Source organism: Pedobacter cryophilus, assembly GCF_005116455.1.
In the GTDB taxonomy this organism is placed as follows: Bacteria; Bacteroidota; Bacteroidia; order Sphingobacteriales; family Sphingobacteriaceae; genus Pseudopedobacter; species Pseudopedobacter cryophilum.
In genome coordinates this window covers 1,036,830-1,058,045 of sequence record NZ_SWBP01000001.1, presented here as the reverse complement: position 1 = coordinate 1,058,045, position 21,216 = coordinate 1,036,830, and the positions used below count along the sequence as shown (strand labels likewise).

Genomic DNA, 21,216 nt, shown 5'->3' with positions numbered 1-21,216 from the left:
TTTTAAATTTCTAATGTAAGGATAAAAAGACACTGAGCTAATTGATAACTACTTTGTTACTTAATTTCGGGTCTTCCATCTGGTTCTTCTTCGGGTTCGCCTTTGGCTTCTGGCTCAAAACTTCTTTGCCCTCTGTTACCCGCAACTAGTGTTAAAGTTTTGGAAGCTTTATTGCCATTAAGTTCCACCGAAACTGTGTATTTGCCTGGCTTTAAATAAAAGTTGCTATTATCAGCTCCTTTTATGGTTTCTTCTATTTTTAAATCTTTTTGAAGCATTTCTGCTTTGGCCTTATCAAAAGAGAAATTATAGGTTGCAAAATTTAATCCTTTCTCGGCATTATCAATAAAGCTACTCAATACCGTTCCGCTTTCTGTTGCTACAGTAATTATGGTTGTACCTGTTTGGTTGGCGTAATAAGGTATTTTAAAAGTAGGCTCAAAAAACTCCCCATCAAAACCTTTTCTACCCCAAGCGGTGCTATAGTTTACAGATTCTAATTCAAATAAACTGATTGCTTTAGCCATCATTTGGGCGTCTATTTGCTGCACTTCTTTTACGCTTGCTTTCCATAAAGATCTTCCGTGTGTGCCTACCAATAATTCATGTTCTCTTGGGTGTATGGCTACATCATGAACGGCTACAGCGGGTAATCCTCCGTTAAAACGTTCAAAAGTTTTACCTTGGTTAAAGCTTACGTAAAGACCATGATCTGTTCCTACATATAAAATATCTTTATTTTCTGGATCTTCTTTTACCACATTTACGGGTTCTGCAGGTAAGTTTTCGCCTATTTTAACCCAAGTTGCGCCATAATCTTTTGATTGATAAACATAAGAGTTAAAATTATCTAAACGGTATCCGTTAAGGGAAACATAAACATTGGCTTCATTAAATTTAGAAGGATAAACTTGTGAAACCCACAAATCTTGCGGAAGCTGATCTGAAATTTTCGTCCAGCTGCCACCCCCATCTTTACTCACATAAACTAATCCGTCATCACTGCCGGTATAAATTAATCCAAATTTTAAAGGAGATTCTTCTACGGTGGTTAAAGTCCCAAAAGTAACATCGCCTTTTTTGCCTCCTTTGGTTAAATCTGGAGAGATGGGCACAAAATCTGTTGCTTTATTTAAAGATCTGTATAATCTATTTGCGCCAAAATAAATCACATCCATATTATGCTTAGAAATATGGATAGGCGATTCCCAATTCCATCTTAACGGACGCTCACCCAACTCATGCTTAGGTTGAAAAGGCATTCTTTCGCCGATTTCTTTGTTGTATCTGGAGTAAACTCCGTATTGAGAACCTGAGTAAATTAAATTGTTATCACGAGTATCAATCACTACTTGCATTCCGTCTCCACCACCAATTCTTTTGTATGGATACGCACCATCATCATACCAACCATAATCAAATTTATAATTAGAAGGGCCCATCCAAACGCCATTATCTTGCAGGCCACCATAAACCTGGTAAGGCTTAGCCATATCATAATTTACAGAGTAAAACTGACTAACGGCCGGGGTATTAGCTTTAAACCAGGTTTTGCCATCATCATAAGAAATGTTTAAACCGCCATCATTTCCATTAATAATGTGGCCATCTTTTTTAGGATCAACCCAAAGAGAGTGATGATCTGAATGTACATTTTCTTTATCTATAGATTTAAAAGTTTTGCCCCCATCTTCTGATTTCCAAAGAGGAACACCCATAATGTAAACTTGATCAGGATTTGTTGGTGAAACCGTTATTTGCCCAAAATAATAGCCATAAGTATTGTAGAGGCCTTTTAAATCCATTACGCTAACTTTTTTCCAGGTTTTACCTGCATCATCAGATCTATAAACTTCGGCTTCTTTTGGTGGAGCCGCAAAAACAGAAGTATAAGGATCATCAATAAATTCGGCTATGGCCTGAGGTTTAATTTCATCATTTGCTACTTTTTCTTTCACAGATTTAGCAGTGTATTTAGCCGGAAATCTGTTCTCTCTTAAAAAAGCATCTAGTTTTTTATTGTCTAATGTGGCAAAATCTACTTTGTTTAACGTTGCAAAAGTTTCAATAGTAAAGTTGTCTTTTTTCTCTGTTTCGGCTATTTTTTCTCTCGGAAACTGATTGTCTAAAACAGCATAAATAATTTGAGGATTCTCTGGATAAATAGCTAAACCAATTCTACCAACACCATCGCCGGTAGGAAAACCACTTGTTACGGTGCTAGATAAACCCCAGGTATTGCCACCATCTATAGATTTATAAATACCAGAAGTGCTGCCACTTTCTACAAAATTCCAGGCGGTACGTTCTTTATGCCAGGTTGCAGTGTATAGATTATCCGGATTTTTAGGATCAATAACTAAATCTATTGCTCCGGTTTTATCATCAATAAAAAGAGTGTTTTTCCAAGTTTTTCCACCATCTATGGTTTTATAAATTCCTCTTTCTTTATTAGGAGAATATAAATGCCCTGTTGCTGCTACCCAAGCTATATTGGGGTTGCTAGGGTGTAATTTAATTCGGCCAATATGGTGGGTTTCTGCCAAACCTAGCCATTGCCAGGTTTTACCCCAATCGGTAGATTTGTATATTCCTGTACCAGAATAAGAAGAGCGGCTGCTGTTGTTTTCACCTGTGCCCACCCAAATGGTTTTATTTTTCCAATCAACAGCAATGTCACCAATAGTCATGGTTGCTTCTTGCTGAAACATGGGTTCAAAAGATATTCCGTTATTATTACTATACCACAATCCGCCGGAGGCATAGGCTACAAAAAAACGTGTAGGATCATTCTCATCAATATCAGCATCTACTACTCTACCGCTCATTACCGTTGGACCAATATTGCTGAAAGAAAGGTTTTTTACCAAAGAGTTATCCTCTAAAGTTTTTCTTAATTGATAACCTTCTAGTCTTTGAGTGGCTGATGTTGCAGTAAGGGCAGTGGGGATTTTAGTTTTACTTTTTTGAGCACTAAGTTGTAAGCTTATTAAAGAAAAGCTTAGGATGGAAAGAGCCAGTTTATTCATGAAAAAAATCTAGTTTAGAATTTCTAAGTTAAGGAAAATATGTATCTAAATAAATTGTATCGTAATCATTACAATTTTAGATTCTTCTTTTAAGTGTGATAATTCCTCTTAGATTTTCTTTTCCTCTTTGAATCTCAAAATAAAGGTTTCTGCCCTCTTTAGATTTTAACATTTCGGTAATTTCATCAAAAGACATCATACTTACCGGCTTAAAATTGATGCTTAAAATCTCATCATCTTTTTGAAGACCAAACTCATCTGCCGGCGATTGCGGTTCTATTCTATTGATAAAATATCTTTTAAAATCAGATCCTGAAGCATAAAGCTCCATACCGCTCATATCATGCTCAAAGGCGGTGTTAAAAAAAGCATTTGGTTTTAGATAAATACAACTTCTTTCGTAGTCAAAAATAATTTCGAACCTCTTTAACAGTTGATTTCCAATACTTCCATTTCGTTTAACACTGGTTACTTTAGCGCCTACATCTTCATAATAGGGAAAAGAACAAACCGGGCTTTCAATATCAAAACGGCCAATTTTAAAATTATCTAAACGACCAATAAAGCCGCCTATATTGCCGCTTAAACCAATACCCAAGTTGGCCACTATAAATTTATTTGGCAAAGGGAAAGCCGATCCATTATTAGATTCTAAAGATATTGGGTGACCTGCTCCAGTATCTATAATCATTTTAAGTGGAATTTTCTTTTGTTCGCCAACATCAGCAAATACCTGAATGTAAGGCTTGTTTTGTTCAATACTAATGGGAATTCTATAGCCTTTTCTAATTAACCTTGATTGTTCCTTTTTATAGATGGTTAAAAAACCGGCTTCGTAATAAATTCTGATGATAAAGCTTTTGAAAAAATCATATCCAATTAAGCCATGTATTGGCATACCTGCATAGGTAGAAAGATCAAAAATATCTTCATCTAAAATAGCTGCCGAAGTACTTTCGGCAATGGTTGAACCTATTTCTACTTTTAAAAAAGGGCTTAAAAAAGCGTCAATATCTTTCCCTTCGCCCAAGCCTTTGATTTGAATTTTTCTAACGTATTTAAGATCTAATGAATCTTTAAGTTTAGGATCGGTTATCACCATTAAACCTACGCCGGTATCTAAAATAAAATTAAAAGGACCTTTACCATTAATGTAGGTGGTAACTACCATTAGCCCTTTGGCTTTGGTAAAATTTAAAACTTCTTTTTGCCTTTTGCCTTTAAAATTAAACGTGTTTTGAGAAAATAATGGTCCAATTAATGCATAAAAACACATTATGAGACATAAAAATATTTTCTTGGTAACACTTAACATACTGGCAATTAGGCAATTTTTGGTTTGTTAAATATATTGATCTGACTTTATATCTATCGTATTAACATTCAATTTACTAATTTGCAATGCTTAAATAATCATTTATGAAAATAAAGTATTGGATTTTATTTATTACCGTTCTTTTCACATTCACCTCTTGTGCGGTAAAAAAACAAATACCATCTGCTTCACAAAACATTGCCAATCAAATTAATTCTTCGGCTATTAATCAACAACATCAAGTAGGTTTTGTTGTGCGAGAAATTGGAGCAACACAAAATATGTTTGAGCAAAATGCGGAGCGCTACTTTACGCCTGCATCTAACACCAAATTATTTACTTTTTATACCGCACTAAATATGTTGGGCGATTCTATCCCGGCATTTGAATACGTGATTAATAAAGATTCTTTAATTGTTTGGCCTATGGCCGATGCCTCTTTTTTACATCCCGATTTTAAGGATCAAAAAGCATTTGATTTTTTAAAAAACTCAGGAAAAAGCATTTATCTGGTAAATGGAAGGTATCAGGGAGAAAAATTTGGAGCCGGTTGGAGTTGGGATGATTATAATGATTATTACCAAACAGAAATTACCGAGTTTCCTATTTACGGCAATAGCTTAAAGGCGACTTTTAAGAATGGTAAATTAGTTTACTCGCCAGATTTGCCTTCTATGTATTTGAGCGAAGTAAATGCATCAGCGAAAGCTAAAAATATTAAGAGAAATTTAGACAATAACAACCTTACTGTTCCAACCATTTTATCGGCTAATTTTGAGCAAACTATTCCGCTGCATTTGAATAAAAATGTGGTAGAAAATTTACTAACCGATACTTTACTGGCTACAGGAATGGTGATTAAACCTGTTGTTAATTTGGCGTGGCGACCAATACCCGCCCAAGCAAAAGTTTTATATAGTTTAAAGGCTGATAGTTTGTACAAACACATGCTACAGCCAAGTGATAATTTTATTGCCGAAGAAATTTTACTGAATTGTGCGGCAGCAAATCACTTAAACATGAATACCAAAGAGCTGATTAAAATAGCTGCTGAAAAATATTTGAGCGGTTTGCCCGATAAAATTCAGTGGGTAGATGGCTCAGGATTATCAAGATTAAATCTTTTTACACCACGAGATATGGTGGTTCTTCTTCAAAATATTTATGATAAAGTGGGTAATGAAAAAAGATTGTTTAACCTATTACCCAATGGTGGCAAATCCGGAACTTTAAGAAACATGTTTAAATCCAGTACATCATCTTTTGTATTCGCAAAAACAGGCAGTTTATCTAATAATTATAGTTTAAGCGGGTATTTGGTAGGTAAATCGGGTAAAAAATATTTGTTCTCTTACATGAATAATAACTACATCCGCCCAACATCAGAAATTAGAGGAGAGGTAGAAAGAATATTGACTTATATTCACGATAGTTATTAAAAAAATTTAAACCTTTTTTAACTCCGGTAAAGCTTACCAATATATTCTAAGAAGAAAATTTGGGATTAAACTTAATGAGTATTTATCAATCACTATAATAGGATCATTAGGGATATTATTACCTAAATATTCTTTGCTCAAATGATTTTTGTGATTGTACAAGTTTCTGATAGAAAAACCAATTTTTCCGTTGATATTAGATACACTTGAAATAGAAAAATTATACACTGCCGATAAATCTAAACGATGATAATTAGGTAAATTACCTGTGTTTATTCCGTTAAAAATTACGTTACCATTTAATGCGTCTATAGTTGAAATAGAATAAGGTTTACCAATGTGCCATTTCCAACCCAACGCTATCTGAAATTTTTGAGTTTTGTAAGCAGTTGAAATAGATAATGCCTGTTTAATTTCATTGCCTGATGTAAAAGCAACGTTGTTGTTTATGCCGTTAAACTGTTCGTCAATATTGTTAAAAGAATAGCTAATCCATGTTTTTATGGTGTTAAAATCTTTCTTTAAATATACATCTGACCCTATAATTTTTTGCTCACCGTAATGAAACCTATTCAAATTACTATTTAAAAAACCTAAAGAAAGGGTTGAAATTCCGTTAACGTTCTTATAATAAGTATCAAGATCAAAGCTCCAGCCATTTTTATGAAAAAGCAAGCCCATAGATACCTGTTTGCTATTTATTATGGGCGATGTGTTGCTTCCGTCTGCCAATCTCCAAAGCTTATTTTCTATAGGTAAATCACTTAATACGGTCTCTTCAATTTGGCTGATAATTTGATTTTTTATCTCCCCGGTTACTTGCAATTTTAAATAATCAGTAATGTTTTTTAGCGCTAAAAACCTGGGTTCTACTTTTATTTTTCCTAATTCACTGTAATAATTAGCTCTTAAGCCCAAATCAAGATCAATAGATTTTAAACTCCTCACAGAATAATTGCCATAAAGCGCATGGGTATTCACGGTGGCTTTCTTGCTATCTAAAACATATTGCAAACTGGTTGTTTCTGTAAAAGAATAACTTACATTTTTATTTGTTAACTGGTAACCTAAGCTTATTTTATTGTTTGATTTAGACTGTATGGCCAACTCTGTTAAAAAATCGGTGTCTTTAATTAGGTTTTCTTTTTTAAAATCTGATAGCTGGGTTTCATCTTCAGTTTTAATAAAATTATAGTTTAAAAGGTAATTAGAGCGACTAATTTTACTGTATTGTTTTACGTTATTACTCCATTTTTTCTCCCAGTTAAAACTATAGCCATTATTTTCTGTGTCTAAAACATCACGAAAAGACTCCTCATCGCTTAAAGTATTATTGTGTTCTAAATCATTATCAATATGGATAAAACTTGCCGAAAGAAAATTATTCTTATTTACAACGTAATTTAATTTGATATTATAATCTCTGAAATAAATAGACTCTTCAGAATTTCCGGTATCATAAATTTTTGTGCTCTGATATATCTTTTGTTCAATTTTTTCAAAAGTGCTGGTTTCAAATAGCCCTTCATAAGATTTTCGATAAGACAACATTAAGCTTAACTTATCTTTTACTAATGGGGTATTCAAATAAGCATCTCCGCTTACGCCATTTAGCCCAAAACCCATTTTTGTTTTTTCTACTAAGGCATTATCCGTAGCAATATCTATTACACTAGAAACCCTATCACCATATCGAGGGTTGGTTCCTTTATTAATAAAAGTTACATTTTGGGTGATATTTGGATTAAAAGCTGAGATCATTCCAAACAAATGCCCATTATGATAAATGTTTATGCCATCCCAAATTACCTGATTTTCATCTGAATTTCCTCCACGCACAATTAAACCGGTAGCTGTTTCTGTTGGACTAATTACGCCGGGCAATTCTTGAATACTTTCTAAAACATCAGCCTCTGTTAAACCGGGCAAAATTTCTAATTGCTTTGGTTTTAAAGTAAAACTTGCATCCTTGTTTTTTGCAATACCTGTTGTTAAATAACCTGTAATTACAACTTCGGCTAACTGCCTAGAAGTATTTTGGTATAAATTACCTTGGGTAGCAACAATGTAGCGATCACTTATCAATTGAAAATCTATATTTAACTTTTCTGAAATATGGTCTAATACCTCTGCCAGGGTGCTGCTTTGTTCTGGATAAGTGATTACTTTGTTTTTCAGAATGCTATCGGCATAAGAAATTTTGACTTCATACTTTTTTTCGAGGATAGAAAACGCTTCTGAAACAGGGGTTGAATTAAAGTAAATAGGCGTCTTTTTTTGCGAAAAAGCAAGAGTTGGAATCAATAAGAAAATAAAATAAATTATTAATCTCATTAAGCTATTTAGACAAGGTTACTTTATTGTTTGATATAGAATATTTAAGCTGAACGGTTTTAAAAACCGAAGCAAGTGCAATAGTTAAATCTTTATGATCAAAACTGCCTGTAAATATTACAGCATCATCAACGTTTTTAGAATCAATTTGAATATTAAACTGATTTTCTAATGCTAAAATTACTTGCTTAAGAGGTACGCTTTTGAAACTGCTTTCGCCAACTATCCATGTTGGAACGGCATCTAAAATAACAGCTTTTGCTTCTGTAATTTCACCAGAAATATTTCTCATAGATTGATTAGGAAGCAACATCAACTCTTTTGATTTAGAAACAACCTTTACCTTACCTGAGTAACAAATTACTTCAAAAAAATCACTTCTTGAATTTACGTTAAATTGCGTTCCTAATACAACAACTTTTCCATGATTGGTGACCACTGTAAATTTACTTCCTTTTTTTACTTTGAAAAAAGCTTCTCCTTTTAGAGAAACTTCTCTGTTGGTATTCCAAGTTTTTTTATTGTATTTCAATTCAGATTTAGCGTTTAATATCACCTCAGATCCATCTAAGAGTATAACTACCTCTTGTGCGCCAAAACCAGTTTGATGAATGATGTAATGATCACCAAAAAAAATGTTAATACTTAAAAATATTATGATTGCAGCGGCAACAGCCAATGCAATTTTAGAATAAAGGTTTAAAATCTTAGCCTTGGGTTTTGTTTGAGCATTAGATTTGATTTTCTCCTTAATTTTTTGAAAAGTAAGATCTAAAGGAGCTTCTAATTGTTCAAAAATGGTTATTCCAGCTTTTATTTTCTGGAAAGATGCGAAATCATTTTCAGATATAAGTTGCTTTAACTCCGCATCAGAAATTTCTCCGGCCATCCATTTTGCCAGGTAAACTTCCTCATCTATATCATCAATTCTATTTTCCATTTTTTTTGTCTCACCAATTATACAATCAAACCCCTTAATACCCTACTTTAATATTAATTTTTTATGGTCTAATTGTTTTAAACGTTTCCAATTTTTTCTCTCAGCACCAATAAGGCCAGGTGCATTCTTTTTTCAACCGCCTTTACAGATATCCCTAATAACTCAGAAATTTCCTTGTACTTTTTACGCTCTAATCGGCTTAATAAAAATACTTCTCGTTGTTTTGCGGGCAAATCACCAATAGCAGTTTCTAGTTTTACTAAAAACTCCTGTTCTAAAAAGATAAATTCAGGCGATTCGCTAGTGCCTTCTTTAGAAAATTCTTGTTGGTGTTTTTCAACTACTTTTTTATGAACTACGGTATTAAGAAACAAATTATTAGCAATGGTAAATAAAAAGCCTTTCACAGAATTAAAAGCCACCTCACTACAATTCCCCCAAAGTTTAACAAAAACATCTTGAACAATATCCTCGGCTGCATCCATATCTCTTGTTTTAAAAAAAACAAAGCGCTTCACCTCTTTAGCATAAGTCCTAAAAATGGTTTCAAAAACTTTAGGATTACAAATGTTTGTTGATTCTTGCTGCATTTAAAAGAATACTATTGGGAATGGTTAAAACTAAATAAAAAAAAATACATCCTGAGGTAGGGTATTTTTTTTTAGTGTTGTATTATACCTGAATATTCAAAAATTATAAAATAGCAGTAGCGATAAGATAAGTGATTTTTGATCAAAAATTTTGACTGCAAAAATCAAATAAAAACAAAACATTTAAGGGTAAGAAGCATTTTAAACGGATATTAACAAAAGCAGTATGGACAGAAAAGATTTTTTAACAGCAATAGGTATGGGAGCAGCATCAGTAGCAGTATTTAACTGTATTGGTTGCTCTAAAGGTTCAACAGGTAGCCCTTCTACATCGGCTCCAACTAATGTAGATTTCACTTTAGATTTAAACGCTTCCACAAATTCGGCATTAAACACAAACGGAGGCTATCTTTATTCAGGTGGAATAATTATTGCAAGAACTACAACCGGCACATACATTGCAGTTTCACAAACTTGTACGCATCAAACTTACAACGTGATTTATAGAGCAAATAACAAACAATTTTATTGCCCAAATCACGGAGCAATTTTTTCTGAAACTGGCGTTTCTAGTGGTATTGAAACCAGCAAACCATTAGCTCAATATAAAACACAACTAACAGGTACAAATCTTCGTATTTATTCATAAATTTAATATCAAACAGATGATGAAGTTATTAAGCATATTTTTTCTGTCATTTTTATTGACTGGCAATAGTTGGGAAAACGACTTTTCTACCGCTAAAACAAAAGCGATGGAAAGCCATAAGTATATTTTGATTAATTTTTCTGGATCAGATTGGTGTGGCCCATGCATTAGAACACATAAAGAAATTTTTGAAAAAGAAGCTTTTATAAAATATGCCGAAGGTAATTTGGTTTTGGTGAGGGCAGATTTTCCACGATTAAAAAAGAACCAATTACCAGCCGAACAATTAAAAAAGAATAACGATTTAGCTATTCTTTACAATCCCGATGGCGATTTCCCTTTAACTGTTTTGTTAGATGAAAACGGAAAAGTAATTAAAGAATGGAAAGGCTTTCCAAACGAAACTTCAGAAGCTTTTGTTAAAGAAGTAGAAGATGCTAAAAAGTGAATTAACCTTAAAACAGCAAATTTTTAAGCGGTCTATGAAGCTGATGGGAAATCAGTTTGAGATTAGCATTGTTGCTGAAGAGGATGATTTTGCGCAACAAAAAATTAATGAGGCTGTTGCCGAGATTAGTAGAATTGAACAATTGCTCACTACTTTTAAACCAAATAGCCAAACTAATCAAATTAATGAAAATGCTGGTATTATCCCTGTAAAGGTAGATTTAGAAGTTTTTCAGCTCATTCAAAGAGCAACAAGAATTTCAGAAATTAGTCAGGGTGCTTTTGATATCACTTACGGTTCTTTAGATAAACGTTTCTGGAATTTTGATACCCACATGGATAGTTTACCAAACCCAGAAGACGCAAAAAAAGCAGTAGCATTAATCAACTATAAAAATGTGATCCTAGATGCTTCAGCACAAACTGTTTTTTTAAAAGAAAAAGGAATGCGCATTGGCTTTGGTGGTATTGGAAAAGGTTACGCTGCTGATAGAGCCCGAAAAATTTTACAAGATGCCGGAGTAAAAAACGGCATTGTGAATGCATCAGGAGATTTAGTGACTTGGGGAAATCAACCAAACGGCAAACCCTGGACAGTAGGAATTGCAGATCCAGAACATCAGCTTAAAGCATTTTCTTACCTCAATATTAGTAATATGGCTATTGCAACATCTGGTAGTTATGAGAAATACGCTATCATTAACGGAAAAAAATACTCGCACACAATAGACCCACATACGGGTTTTCCTGTTGGAGGAATAAAAAGCGTAAGTATTATTTGCCCACAGGCAGAATTGGCTGATGCCCTAGCCACCCCGGTAATGGTAATGGGGGTGGCAGTTGGCTTAAACCTTATTAATCAACTTAAAAATGTGGCCTGTATCATTATTGATGATGATCATAAATTATATACTTCAAAAAATATTAATATCAACTAAACATGAAAACACTAAAACTCTTGCTCGTTTTTATTGCTGCTTCTAACTTATTGGTGGCTTGCAGCTCTGTAAAAGCCTATGAAAAAGTTAAATTGAACGATTCTGAAATGGAATTAGCCGCCAGAAAAGCCGAAAAATTTGAACAAAACTTTCAGCTTTATCGTGAAGGGTCTTCTGGTGCAAACGGAGGAAAAAGTGGTGGTGGTTGCGGCTGTAATTAATTAAGATTATGAAATACATTTCACTCACCATAGTTGCTTTGTACTTAGGTATTATTGCCAGTTTTGCACAAGCGGTTAAAAAAGATAGTGTTCCTTACGAGAAAAGGAAACTAAAATTTGAACAAGCCGATTTGGTAAACAGTTATTACAACCAAGACGGAAACAACTCTGCCGTTACAGGTGGTATTGGTACCGAAAAATTAACCGATTTGTCTAATACTTTTGATCTTAAATTATCTCGTTACGGAAAAACAGGATTAAAACACACCTATGATTTTGAAATAGGCATTGATACTTACACCTCTGCTTCGTCTGATAATATAGATCCAAATACCGTTTCTTCTCCTTCCTATTCTGATGTTAGGGTTTATCCATCCTTAAGTTGGAATATTGCTAATGAGCAAAAAGGAAGTAGCATTGGCTTTAATGTTTCTTCATCTGCAGAGTATGATTACACTTCTTTTGGTGGAGGTATTAATTTCTCTAAATCTTCTAAAGACAAAAACACCGATTTTTCTATAAAACTTCAGGCATTTTTTGACACCTGGAAAGTGATTTTACCTATTGAGTTAAGGCCAGATAATTTTGGTTCGGGAGGGTATTTACAAAACGACCGAGCACCAAGAAATTCATTTAGCGCTGCTTTTAGCTTATCGCAGGTTTTTAATAAAGCTTTTCAGGGTTTAATAATGGTTGAACCCAGCTATCAGCAAGGTTTATTAGCTACCCGTTACCAAAGAGTTTACTTTAGTAATGGATTTTCGAGAGCCGAGTTTTTACCAAGCAACCGGGTAAAACTGCCCATTGGGGCAAGGTTAAATTATTTTTTAGGAGATAATTTAGTGTTTAGGTCCTTCTTTAGGTATTATACTGATAATTGGGGCATCAACTCACAAACAGCAGAGTTAGAAACGTCGGTAAAAATTACGCCTTTTGCCTCTATAAGTCCGTTTTATAGGTATTACCAACAAACAGCATCAGATTATTTTGCAGGTTATCAGCAACATTCATTTTCTCAGGAATTTTATTCTAGTGATTACGATTTATCAAAGTTCCATAGTGATTATTTTGGAGCAGGCATAAGGTTTGCGCCACCAGCCGGAGTTTTTGGGGTGAGCAGATTAAGCATGTTAGAATTAAGATACGGGCATTATAACCGTAGTAATGGCTTAAATTCTAACATTATCAGTTTAAATTTAAGGTTCAAATAATACTAAGAAGTTGTGTGAACAGGATGCTTTGTATCGTCCAAGCAGGGTCTCTCACAAAGGAACCTTGCGTTACTAACCATTGTCGTTGTTGAGTTTCTGTGTCATAGAGTGTCGGCTGTGCGTTGCTTTTTTTTGAAGCGTGGAAATTTTTAAAAACAATTTTTATTTTGGTTCGGCTTTGTAAGCTCTATTAAAAACTTTGGTCGTATGTTGGCATGTGGAAATTCCTGTGAAATAGACCACCTGAATCCGTTTGAAATTGACCAGGTTTCTGCGAGCGATAAATGCAGTAGAATCAGCCCCTACTTTTGAAGGATTAAGACCCCTTCGAAGTATGGCCAATCATGTCTATTACGGTTCAGTCAGGTTCATCTCGTAATACGGTAAGGAAATACTTATACTCATTTCAGGTTAAGTTTCTTTAAATGTCTTTGCACTTCTCGTTCTACTTGGTCAAAGTCGGGCAAGTCTTTTATTTGTTCACTCATTGAACTTTGCCAACGACCTTTGTATTGTGGTAATCTTTCAGTTAATTTTTTCGGAAAATCTGTATGAGTTAATTCTTTGCTTTTACACTTTGTTTCGAATTCGTTCAAATAAAAATCTACGTCCATTCCGTGTTGTTCCAAAAGATACCAGATGTCGTAAAAATCACGGGCTTGCATTCTTTGCATCACTGACCGCATTTTTTCCACTAATACTTCTTCCAATGGGTAACACAAAATTTGGTGTTCTTCCATATCGGAATAGCAAATGAAAACATCTTTCATTACTGGCTCAAAAACCAGTTGTTCGCTTCTCGAAATGTCAATCTTTACTCGTTTGTTATTTCCTTGTCCGCCAAGAGGTCCGATATAGCTTATGTAAAAGTTAATGCCACCATCTTCGTGTTCGTTATTATCAATGATTTCAAGTGGAATATTGGCTTCTTCCTTAATGTATTCAAAGGTTTCTCTGAACAATTCAAAAATTTGTTCATTAGAAATTTCAATATTGATTAAGGTAAAATCTAAGTCTTCCGAAAATCGGTAATCTTCAAAATAGATTTTCTTTAAAACAGTTCCTCCTTTAAACACGATAACTTTTGAAAGTTGTTCATGTTGTGCAATACCTTTTAATATCCATGAAAGAATATAATCTTTTTCAATCTGCTGGTCACGAACGCCAACAATTCTTGCTTTTTGCTGTATTTCTCCGGGCTTAATCATGTGTAAATAGCCGATTTAATGGTTTCGGTTTCTAAGTTTTGCTGAATGCTCCAACGACTGTTGCGTTTGCCAACCTTTGGCAATTCGGTGTCAAGGACTACGTAAGAAGCTGTTTTTATTTTTTGTAAATCGTCAATGATTTCTGAATTGATGTCGAGTATTTCCAACAAAAACCCTAAACGTTTTATTACAGCTTGAGAATCAAATTTTTTTGCATAATCAAACAGTATATCGAAGTTTATTTTTTCTTTTGAAGCATAAATTGCCCTTGCTATTTCCACTATACCACCAGCATAGTCAGGTTTGAATAGGCAGTCGATAAATGTTTTTTCTAAATCAGAACAAAGCACTTTATTGAAACTATCAATCCATATTTTTTTTGCCCCGAAAAAATGCTTGTCATTATGATAAATGAATTGAAAAGGAACATTTTTGATTTTTATTTCCGATGGTCGAATTTGTTTTGAAACAACAATTTGTTCCTTCAATGAAGGTTGTGTGATGAGATTATGAATCTGCAAAGCAGAATAGTAGCCAATATAATATTTGGCATCATTTACCAAGTTTCCAGCTATTAAATGCCAGTCGGGCATAAAGTTTTCAGCATTTGCTTCGTATGGTATGACGTAATAAACTCCGTCTTTCAATCTCATCAAAAGTCCACGCTTTGTCATGTCGCTTAAAAGTTCCCGAAGTGTGCTTTCCTTTGAATTAGGCATTGCGTGGAATGCTTCGCTATAGTCAAAGCAAGTCTTGTTTTGTCCATTGAAATAGGATAGAAGTTTGTTTGATTGCGTTGATATGTATTTACTTTTCATAGTAATATTGTCAGGATAAACCTGACTATAATAATACGAAAGATAATTTAATGTTTTGCTTTTTGCTTTGAAAAATTATACTTTATAGTATAATTGTCAGGAAAAATCTGATATTTAAGATATGAAACATCATTCATAACGGTCCGTTAGCTAAAAAGTGGCTCTTTTAGTTTTACCGAAGGGTTGGCTCGCTACCCATAGCGCATATTTTCCATATATATAATTCAATTTTAGGTAGTATTTAATGGATTATTAAATATAACGGAGTTTATTTAACCCACAAAAGAATTCAGAAAGCACCGCCTTTTGTGTTAAGGATAGAAACGCCAGCTTGAACGTAGCGGGCAGTGGATACCAGCTAATGTGATTAATGCCTGTGGCGTAGATTGGAGCCCGCCCCGATAGCTATCAGGGGAACGCCCTTAATTTATTGTTTTTGCTTCTTCGGCTTCTTTTTCTTTCTTTTTAAAGAATCCTCTTAACAAGAAATTATGTTGTAGAGCTTCTAAATTTTCATCTAACTTTTTACTGCTGGTTTGTAGGTTTTGCATAATGGCTTTCACTTGTTGGGCAGTTTGCGCATCATTTAAAAGTAAGCCTGCTGCATTATCGCTCTTGGTGAGTTTATTAGACGCCTGGTTTAGGTTTTCTGTTAAGGTTGCGGCAGAAGCTGCGGTTTTTTCTAAAGCCTTTACAGACGCTTGTAATCTTGCAAAAACAACGGTATCTGTTAAAACCTGATCGGCTAAACCACCTTTGTTATTTAGTTTGCTGGTAAAAGCATTGAGCTCATCAACCATTTTATTTGCCGATGAAGTGGTGCTTTGAAGGTTGGCTACAATAGTTTTAAAATTATTTGCCACTTCTTGGTCTGAAAGTAAAGCGCCTGCGGCTCCTTTTCCATCAACCAAATTGCGAGATAGAATTCTAAAATCTGTGGTGATGTCTACCAGGTTTTTATTATTTACCTGTAAGGTTTTCATAATATCATCTGTAGATAGGGTAGTATTCACCAATAATTTATCTCCGTCTTCTACAAAAGGAAATTTGGGAGAGCCACCATCAATTACTACAATTTTATTTCCTATTAAACCATCAGAACTGATACTGGCTTTAGCATCTTTATGGATGTATTTATGCGCTTCTTCTTCAATGCTTAAAAATACCTGAACTTGTGAAGTTCCGTAAAATTGCACCTTTTTTATAGTACCAATTTTAACTCCAGAGAACCAAACATTGTTGCCGGCTTTTAAGCCTTGAATATCGTCAAAAACAACGTTTAAGCTAAAGCTTTTAACAAATGTCTTTTTTTGGCCTCCTAAAGTAAAAACCCCAACTAGGAAAATCACTAAGCCTAAAAATAAAAAAATCCCTACGGTTATTGCCCGTTTATTATCTGATGGTTGACTCATGTCTTAATCTATAAAATTATAATCGTAAAATGGTTTCACTCGTTCGTCATCGGTATCAAAAACTTCTTCAAAAGTTCCAACCCGTTCAAATGAGCCATCTAAAAGCATTGCCACTCTATCTCCCACATGCTTTGCACAAGTTAAATCATGAGTGATAATGATAGAACTTGTTTTGTATCTCTCCTTTACTTCATTAATCAAATTATTAATCTCGATACAAGTAATAGGGTCTAAGCCTGCAGTAGGCTCATCATACAACATAATTTCGGGTTGTAAAATAAGCGTCCTGGCAATTCCTATTCTTTTTCTTTGACCTCCAGAAAGTTCAGAAGGCATTTGATTGATGGTTTGTAAAAGCCCAACTGCATCTAAAACAGATTCGGTTGCCTTGTTTATTTCGGCTTTGGTGAGGTTTTTTTGATTTCTTACTAGCGGAAACTCTAAATTTTTTCTCACCGTCATGCTATCATACAAAGCACTATTTTGAAAAGAAAAACCAACCCTTAAACGAAGTTTAATGAGTTCTTTACCGCTAATCTCATCAACTGCTTGCCCCAACACTTTTACTGAGCCGCTATCTTGAGTTAATAAACCTGCAATAATTTTTATCAATACTGATTTTCCAGTTCCTGATCTTCCTAAAACCACTAAATTTTCGCCTCGGTACAAATCCAAATCTGCGCCACGCAAAACATCATAGTCTCCAAAAGATTTTTTAACATCTCTTATAGAAATTACGGTTTCTTTGTTAGGATGATTTTCAGTTGCTGTCATGTTCTAAATAAGAATGTGATTTGAGTTGCAATTACTTCTTCAATAAATACTAAAAACATGCCTATTACAACGGCAGAATTTGCGGCTTTTCCTACTCCTTCTGTTCCTTTTGATGAGTTATAACCTTGGTAGCAACCCACCATACCAATGGTAAAACCAAAAACAATGGCTTTTATGGTGGATGAAGTAATATCTAAAAATGTAATAGATTCTAATGAAGTTTGAATATAAGTGCTAAAACTTGTGCTTTCTGATGAAGTGATGTTTAAAAATCCACCTAATAAACCTACAAAGGCGGTGTAAAAAGTTAAAATGGGAATAGATATGGTGGTAGCCAAAACGCGGCTCACAACTAAATATTTAAAAGGGTTGGTGGCAGAAACTTCCATGGCATCTATTTGCTCGCTCACTTTCATAGATCCTAACTCGGCACCAATGCTAGAACCCACTTTTCCGGCAGAAATTAATGCGGTAAGTAAAGGCGCTAAGGTTCTTAATAAAGCAATGCCCACTAAAGAGGGCAACCAAGAAGTCGCTCCAAATTCGGCCAATGAAGGTCTGGATTGTTTTGCAAATACAATTCCGGTGATAAAACCTGTAAGAGAAATTAATGCTAAAGATTTATACCCTACCTGATAGCACTGTCTTAAAATCTCTCTTCCCTCATAAGGTGGAGCAATAGCTTCTATAAAAAACTTTTTAATGAATTGATGCACCCGGTAAAGCTCCAGGAACATATTATTAAACTTTTGCGAGAACCGCGATTTTTTTACTTCCAAAATGTGATATATCCCTAATAATGATTTTAAGTTTACTAAGCAAGCTTGCTTAACAAATATTATTCCATAATCATTAATAAATTTCGATGCAAAAGTATCAATTATAAAATGTAGTTATTAAGCAATTTAAGAATATAATACAGGTATGACATTAAACAAAAAAACCTCACTTAAAAAGTGAGGTTTTAACAAAATGTAATGCTTTAATTATGCTAATAATCTAACTGGCTCTTCTAACAATGCTTTCAGCGTTTGTAAAAATGCTGCTCCTGAAGCACCATCTACTACTCTATGGTCACAACTTAAAGTTACCTTCATTACGTTACCTGGTACAACTTGTCCGTTTTTAACTACTGGCACTTGAGATATACCGCCAACTGCTAAAATACAAGCATCAGGTGGGTTAATAATTGCAGTAAATTCATCAATACCAAACATTCCTAAATTAGAAATAGTAAAGGTAGAACCTTCCCAATCTGCTGGCACTAATTTTTTAGCTTTCGCTTTACCAGCAAAGTCTTTTACTTCTGCAGATATGTGAGTTAAAGATTTTCCATCAGCAAAACGAATAACCGGAACCAATAAACCATCTTCTACGGCTACTGCAACTCCAATATTAACATGCTCATTGTATCTTATTTTATCTCCCAACCAAGAAGAATTAATAACAGGATGTTGTTTTAAAGCAACAGCGCATGCTTTTAATACTAAATCGTTAAAAGACACTTTAGTTGGTGCGTATTCATTTATTTTAACCCTTGCTTGCATAGCCTGATCCATATCTATAGACATGGTAAGGTAAAAGTGAGGAGCTGTAAATAAAGATTCTGCTAATCTTTTAGCAATTACTTTACGCATTTGAGAAACTGGTTTCTCTGTGTATTTCTCTTCGCCTGTAAATTGAGGGATTGCTGGTGCGGCAGCTTTTTCTACCGGAGCTGCTGCTGCTGCTGGCGCTGAAGCTTCTTTTGCTGCTGGTTTAAAATCTTCAATATCTTTCTTGATGATTCTGCCACCTTCTGCACTTCCTTTAACATCATTTAAATTGATGCCTTTATCTTCCGCTAATTTTCTTGCTAATGGAGATGCCTTTACTCTGCTATCATCAGCGGTAGAACCTGCTGTTTCTTTAACCGGAGTAGCCACTGCGTCTGATGAAGCAACACTCACTGCTTTTTCTTCTGCTTTAGCTGCTGCCGCTGGTGCACCTTTATCTGCGTTAAGCAAAGGAGTAATATCTGTTCCTTCTTTACCCACTATGGCTATAATTCCGTTTACAGGAACCGCTTCGCCTTCGTTAACACTTAAATAAAGTAGCGTTCCTTCTTCATAACCTACCACTTCCATGGTAGCTTTATCAGTTTCTACATCAGCTAAGCTATCGTCTGATTTTATCTTGTCGCCAACTTTAAAATTCCATTTGTTGATCACACCTTCCGTCATGGTATCACTCAGGGCTGGCATTCTAATCACCATTGCAGGAATACTTGAAGTATCAACTGCTGCAACCTTCACTTCAGGTTGAGCGGCTTCTACTACTTTTTCTTCTACTTTGGCTTCTTCTGGAGCTGCTGCGGTTTGTGTACCTTCTACTATGGCTTTATAATCTTCCCCTTCATTTCCTACTACCGCTATAAGCGCATCAACTGGCACTGCTTTACCTTCTTCTACACCAATGTATAACAAAACACCTTCTTGGAAAGATTCAAAATCCATAGTTGCTTTATCGGTTTCTATTTCCGCTATTACATCTCCTGGTTTTACTTTATCTCCAACTTTTTTATGCCACTTTGCTAAAACACCTTCAGTCATGGTGTCACTCATTTTGGGCATTTTTATTGCTTCAGCCATTATCTATTTGAATAATTTTTTTGATCGGTATGTATTAAAATAAGATTAGTCTTTTACAAAAGGATAATTATCCTGTGCATAAACGTCTTTGTATAGTTCAGAAGCATCTGGATATGGAGATTCTTCAGCAAATTTCACAGATTCTTCTACCTGAGCTTTAATTTTGGTTGCAATTTCTTCAAACCAAGCTTCATCAGCCCATTTTTCTGCCTGAATATGTGCTTTTACAATCTCAATTGGATCTTTTGCTTTATATTCTTCTACCTCTTCTTTGGTACGATATTTTTGAGGATCAGACATGGAATGTCCTTTGTATCTGTAAGTTCTTATTTCTAAGAAAGTAGGTCCTTCTCCTTTTCTGGCTCTTTGTACCGCTTCATCCATGGCGTTATGTACCGCAACCGGATCCATACCATCTACTGGCATACATGGCATTTCATAACCTAAACCTAATTTATAAATATCAGTAGTGTTTGAGGTACGAGCTACTGAAGTTCCCATGGCGTAACCGTTGTTTTCGCAAACAAAAACTACTGGTAACTTCCAAAGCATAGCCATATTAAAGGTTTCATTTAATGAACCCTGACGTACAGCACCATCTCCCATGTAACAAACGTTTACATTGTCTGTTCCTAAATATTTTTCTGCGAAAGCAATACCTGCACCCAATGGAATTTGACCACCAACAATACCATGACCACCAAAAAATTTATTCTCTTTGTCAAAAAAGTGCATAGAACCACCTTTTCCTTTAGAACAACCAGTTGCTTTTCCGTAAAGTTCGGCCATTGCTGCATTTGGAGACATTCCCTTTGCAATAGGATGAGCGTGATCACGGTAAGCCGTAATTAAACTATCATCTTTTTTTGTTGCAGACATGGTACCCGCAATTACGGCTTCTTGCCCAATATACAAGTGACAAAATCCTCTGATTTTTTGTTGTCCATAAAGTTGACCTGCTTTTTCTTCAAACCTTCTTAAGAGAAGCATCATTTCATACCAGTACAGGTAAGTTTCTTTTGTAATTGCAACTGAGCTCATTCGTAAATTCTTATTTTAAGGAAAGCAAATCTATCAATATCTGGACAAATATAAAACTCATCATTTTTAATTAAATAGCAGTTGCTTTGTATTTTTGTTAAAAAGAGTTAAAACTTTTATTTATTTCTTGCGTAAGACAAACTTAAGTTCTATTTTCGCAGCAATACAAAATATAATTTTGTTTAGGACGTTCGGTTTTTAGTTAAAATCAGTACCTTAA

The 21,216-nt window shown here is 34.6% G+C and carries 18 protein-coding genes; 6 read left to right on the top strand and 12 right to left on the bottom strand.

Annotation, left to right across the window (positions count from 1 at the left end; translation table 11 throughout):
• Positions 1 to 56: 56 nt before the first annotated feature.
• Both FA046_RS04470 and FA046_RS04465 read right to left on the bottom strand, forming a co-directional pair.
• The gene (locus FA046_RS04470; protein ID WP_136825144.1) at positions 57 to 3,029 is read right to left on the bottom strand and encodes a WD40/YVTN/BNR-like repeat-containing protein; all 2,973 of its coding nucleotides are present in this window, start codon (positions 3,027 to 3,029) and stop codon (positions 57 to 59) included.
• 76 nt (positions 3,030 to 3,105) lie between these two features.
• Positions 3,106 to 4,305 carry an aspartyl protease family protein gene (locus FA046_RS04465; RefSeq protein ID WP_169303299.1) on the bottom strand — a complete coding sequence of 400 codons (1,200 nt, stop codon included), beginning with the start codon at positions 4,303 to 4,305 and terminating at the stop codon, positions 3,106 to 3,108.
• A 143-nt stretch (positions 4,306 to 4,448) separates the two neighbouring features.
• On the opposite strand from FA046_RS04465, the gene dacB reads away from it, so the two are divergent.
• Positions 4,449 to 5,783 carry a D-alanyl-D-alanine carboxypeptidase/D-alanyl-D-alanine endopeptidase gene (gene dacB / locus FA046_RS04460; RefSeq protein ID WP_136825142.1) on the top strand — a complete coding sequence of 445 codons (1,335 nt, stop codon included), beginning with the start codon at positions 4,449 to 4,451 and terminating at the stop codon, positions 5,781 to 5,783.
• 33 nt (positions 5,784 to 5,816) lie between these two features.
• On the opposite strand, the gene FA046_RS04455 is transcribed toward dacB, so the two are convergent.
• The 3 genes from FA046_RS04455 to FA046_RS04445 form a co-directional block, all read right to left on the bottom strand.
• On the bottom strand, positions 5,817 to 8,117 hold the full coding sequence (locus tag FA046_RS04455; protein ID WP_136825141.1) for a FecR domain-containing protein: 2,301 nt from the start codon (positions 8,115 to 8,117) through the stop codon (positions 5,817 to 5,819).
• A gap of 4 nt (positions 8,118 to 8,121) precedes the next feature.
• The gene (locus FA046_RS04450; protein ID WP_136825140.1) at positions 8,122 to 9,057 is read right to left on the bottom strand and encodes a FecR family protein; all 936 of its coding nucleotides are present in this window, start codon (positions 9,055 to 9,057) and stop codon (positions 8,122 to 8,124) included.
• 77 nt (positions 9,058 to 9,134) lie between these two features.
• Positions 9,135 to 9,647 carry an RNA polymerase sigma factor gene (locus FA046_RS04445; RefSeq protein ID WP_136825139.1) on the bottom strand — a complete coding sequence of 171 codons (513 nt, stop codon included), beginning with the start codon at positions 9,645 to 9,647 and terminating at the stop codon, positions 9,135 to 9,137.
• 226 nt (positions 9,648 to 9,873) lie between these two features.
• Between FA046_RS04445 and FA046_RS04440 the strand changes: the two genes are divergently transcribed.
• From FA046_RS04440 to FA046_RS04420, 5 genes are read left to right on the top strand one after another with little or no spacing between them, the layout of a single operon-like run.
• Positions 9,874 to 10,296 (top strand): QcrA and Rieske domain-containing protein, encoded by a 423-nt coding sequence (locus FA046_RS04440; RefSeq protein WP_136825138.1) that lies wholly within the window; start codon positions 9,874 to 9,876, stop codon positions 10,294 to 10,296.
• Positions 10,297 to 10,312: 16 nt separating this feature from the next.
• Positions 10,313 to 10,744, top strand: coding sequence for a thioredoxin family protein (locus tag FA046_RS04435; protein WP_225870876.1), 432 nt, complete (start codon positions 10,313 to 10,315; stop codon positions 10,742 to 10,744).
• A 43-nt stretch (positions 10,745 to 10,787) separates the two neighbouring features.
• Positions 10,788 to 11,681, top strand: a complete 894-nt coding sequence (locus FA046_RS04430; protein WP_225870875.1) for an FAD:protein FMN transferase — start codon at positions 10,788 to 10,790, stop codon at positions 11,679 to 11,681.
• 2 nt (positions 11,682 to 11,683) lie between these two features.
• Entirely contained in the window at positions 11,684 to 11,902 is a 219-nt protein-coding gene (locus FA046_RS04425) for a DUF4266 domain-containing protein (RefSeq protein ID WP_136825136.1), read from the top strand.
• Between the two features lie 8 nt (positions 11,903 to 11,910).
• Positions 11,911 to 13,113, top strand: a complete 1,203-nt coding sequence (locus tag FA046_RS04420; RefSeq protein ID WP_136825135.1) for a DUF3570 domain-containing protein — start codon at positions 11,911 to 11,913, stop codon at positions 13,111 to 13,113.
• Between the two features lie 401 nt (positions 13,114 to 13,514).
• Here the strand turns inward: FA046_RS04420 and FA046_RS04415 are convergent, their stop codons facing one another.
• The 7 genes from FA046_RS04415 to pdhA all read right to left on the bottom strand — a co-directional run bounded on the left by FA046_RS04415 (position 13,515) and on the right by pdhA (position 20,996).
• The gene (locus tag FA046_RS04415) at positions 13,515 to 14,321 is read right to left on the bottom strand and encodes a nucleotidyl transferase AbiEii/AbiGii toxin family protein (protein WP_136825134.1); all 807 of its coding nucleotides are present in this window, start codon (positions 14,319 to 14,321) and stop codon (positions 13,515 to 13,517) included.
• On the bottom strand, positions 14,318 to 15,139 hold the full coding sequence (locus tag FA046_RS04410) for a type IV toxin-antitoxin system AbiEi family antitoxin domain-containing protein (protein ID WP_136825133.1): 822 nt from the start codon (positions 15,137 to 15,139) through the stop codon (positions 14,318 to 14,320). The genes FA046_RS04415 and FA046_RS04410 overlap by 4 nt, the downstream gene beginning before the upstream one ends.
• 422 nt (positions 15,140 to 15,561) lie before the next feature.
• The gene (locus tag FA046_RS04405) at positions 15,562 to 16,551 is read right to left on the bottom strand and encodes an MlaD family protein (RefSeq protein WP_136825132.1); all 990 of its coding nucleotides are present in this window, start codon (positions 16,549 to 16,551) and stop codon (positions 15,562 to 15,564) included.
• A gap of 3 nt (positions 16,552 to 16,554) precedes the next feature.
• Positions 16,555 to 17,325, bottom strand: coding sequence for an ABC transporter ATP-binding protein (locus FA046_RS04400; protein WP_136825131.1), 771 nt, complete (start codon positions 17,323 to 17,325; stop codon positions 16,555 to 16,557).
• Positions 17,322 to 18,062, bottom strand: coding sequence for an MlaE family ABC transporter permease (locus tag FA046_RS04395; protein WP_136825130.1), 741 nt, complete (start codon positions 18,060 to 18,062; stop codon positions 17,322 to 17,324). Before FA046_RS04395 ends, FA046_RS04400 begins: the two co-directional genes overlap by 4 nt.
• A 249-nt stretch (positions 18,063 to 18,311) precedes the next feature.
• Positions 18,312 to 19,955 (bottom strand): pyruvate dehydrogenase complex dihydrolipoamide acetyltransferase, encoded by a 1,644-nt coding sequence (locus FA046_RS04390; protein WP_136825129.1) that lies wholly within the window; start codon positions 19,953 to 19,955, stop codon positions 18,312 to 18,314.
• Positions 19,956 to 20,000: 45 nt separating this feature from the next.
• Positions 20,001 to 20,996, bottom strand: a complete 996-nt coding sequence (gene pdhA / locus FA046_RS04385; protein WP_136825128.1) for a pyruvate dehydrogenase (acetyl-transferring) E1 component subunit alpha — start codon at positions 20,994 to 20,996, stop codon at positions 20,001 to 20,003.
• Between the last annotated feature and the right edge of the window lie 220 nt (positions 20,997 to 21,216).

Coding starts and splice junctions, on each gene's coding strand:
- FA046_RS04405 (WP_136825132.1), bottom strand. CDS start 16,551: ATGAGTCAACCATCAGATAATAAACGGGCAATAACCGTAGGGATTTTT.
- FA046_RS04415 (WP_136825134.1), bottom strand. CDS start 14,321: ATGATTAAGCCCGGAGAAATACAGCAAAAAGCAAGAATTGTTGGCGTT.
- FA046_RS04470 (WP_136825144.1), bottom strand. CDS start 3,029: ATGAATAAACTGGCTCTTTCCATCCTAAGCTTTTCTTTAATAAGCTTA.
- FA046_RS04450 (WP_136825140.1), bottom strand. CDS start 9,057: ATGGAAAATAGAATTGATGATATAGATGAGGAAGTTTACCTGGCAAAA.
- dacB (WP_136825142.1), top strand. CDS start 4,449: ATGAAAATAAAGTATTGGATTTTATTTATTACCGTTCTTTTCACATTC.
- FA046_RS04440 (WP_136825138.1), top strand. CDS start 9,874: ATGGACAGAAAAGATTTTTTAACAGCAATAGGTATGGGAGCAGCATCA.
- FA046_RS04445 (WP_136825139.1), bottom strand. CDS start 9,647: ATGCAGCAAGAATCAACAAACATTTGTAATCCTAAAGTTTTTGAAACC.
- pdhA (WP_136825128.1), bottom strand. CDS start 20,996: ATGAGCTCAGTTGCAATTACAAAAGAAACTTACCTGTACTGGTATGAA.
- FA046_RS04465 (WP_169303299.1), bottom strand. CDS start 4,305: ATGTGTTTTTATGCATTAATTGGACCATTATTTTCTCAAAACACGTTT.
- FA046_RS04395 (WP_136825130.1), bottom strand. CDS start 18,062: ATGTTCCTGGAGCTTTACCGGGTGCATCAATTCATTAAAAAGTTTTTT.
- FA046_RS04420 (WP_136825135.1), top strand. CDS start 11,911: ATGAAATACATTTCACTCACCATAGTTGCTTTGTACTTAGGTATTATT.
- FA046_RS04435 (WP_225870876.1), top strand. CDS start 10,313: ATGATGAAGTTATTAAGCATATTTTTTCTGTCATTTTTATTGACTGGC.
- FA046_RS04430 (WP_225870875.1), top strand. CDS start 10,788: ATGGGAAATCAGTTTGAGATTAGCATTGTTGCTGAAGAGGATGATTTT.
- FA046_RS04400 (WP_136825131.1), bottom strand. CDS start 17,325: ATGACAGCAACTGAAAATCATCCTAACAAAGAAACCGTAATTTCTATA.
- FA046_RS04390 (WP_136825129.1), bottom strand. CDS start 19,955: ATGGCTGAAGCAATAAAAATGCCCAAAATGAGTGACACCATGACTGAA.
- FA046_RS04410 (WP_136825133.1), bottom strand. CDS start 15,139: ATGAAAAGTAAATACATATCAACGCAATCAAACAAACTTCTATCCTAT.
- FA046_RS04425 (WP_136825136.1), top strand. CDS start 11,684: ATGAAAACACTAAAACTCTTGCTCGTTTTTATTGCTGCTTCTAACTTA.
- FA046_RS04455 (WP_136825141.1), bottom strand. CDS start 8,117: ATGAGATTAATAATTTATTTTATTTTCTTATTGATTCCAACTCTTGCT.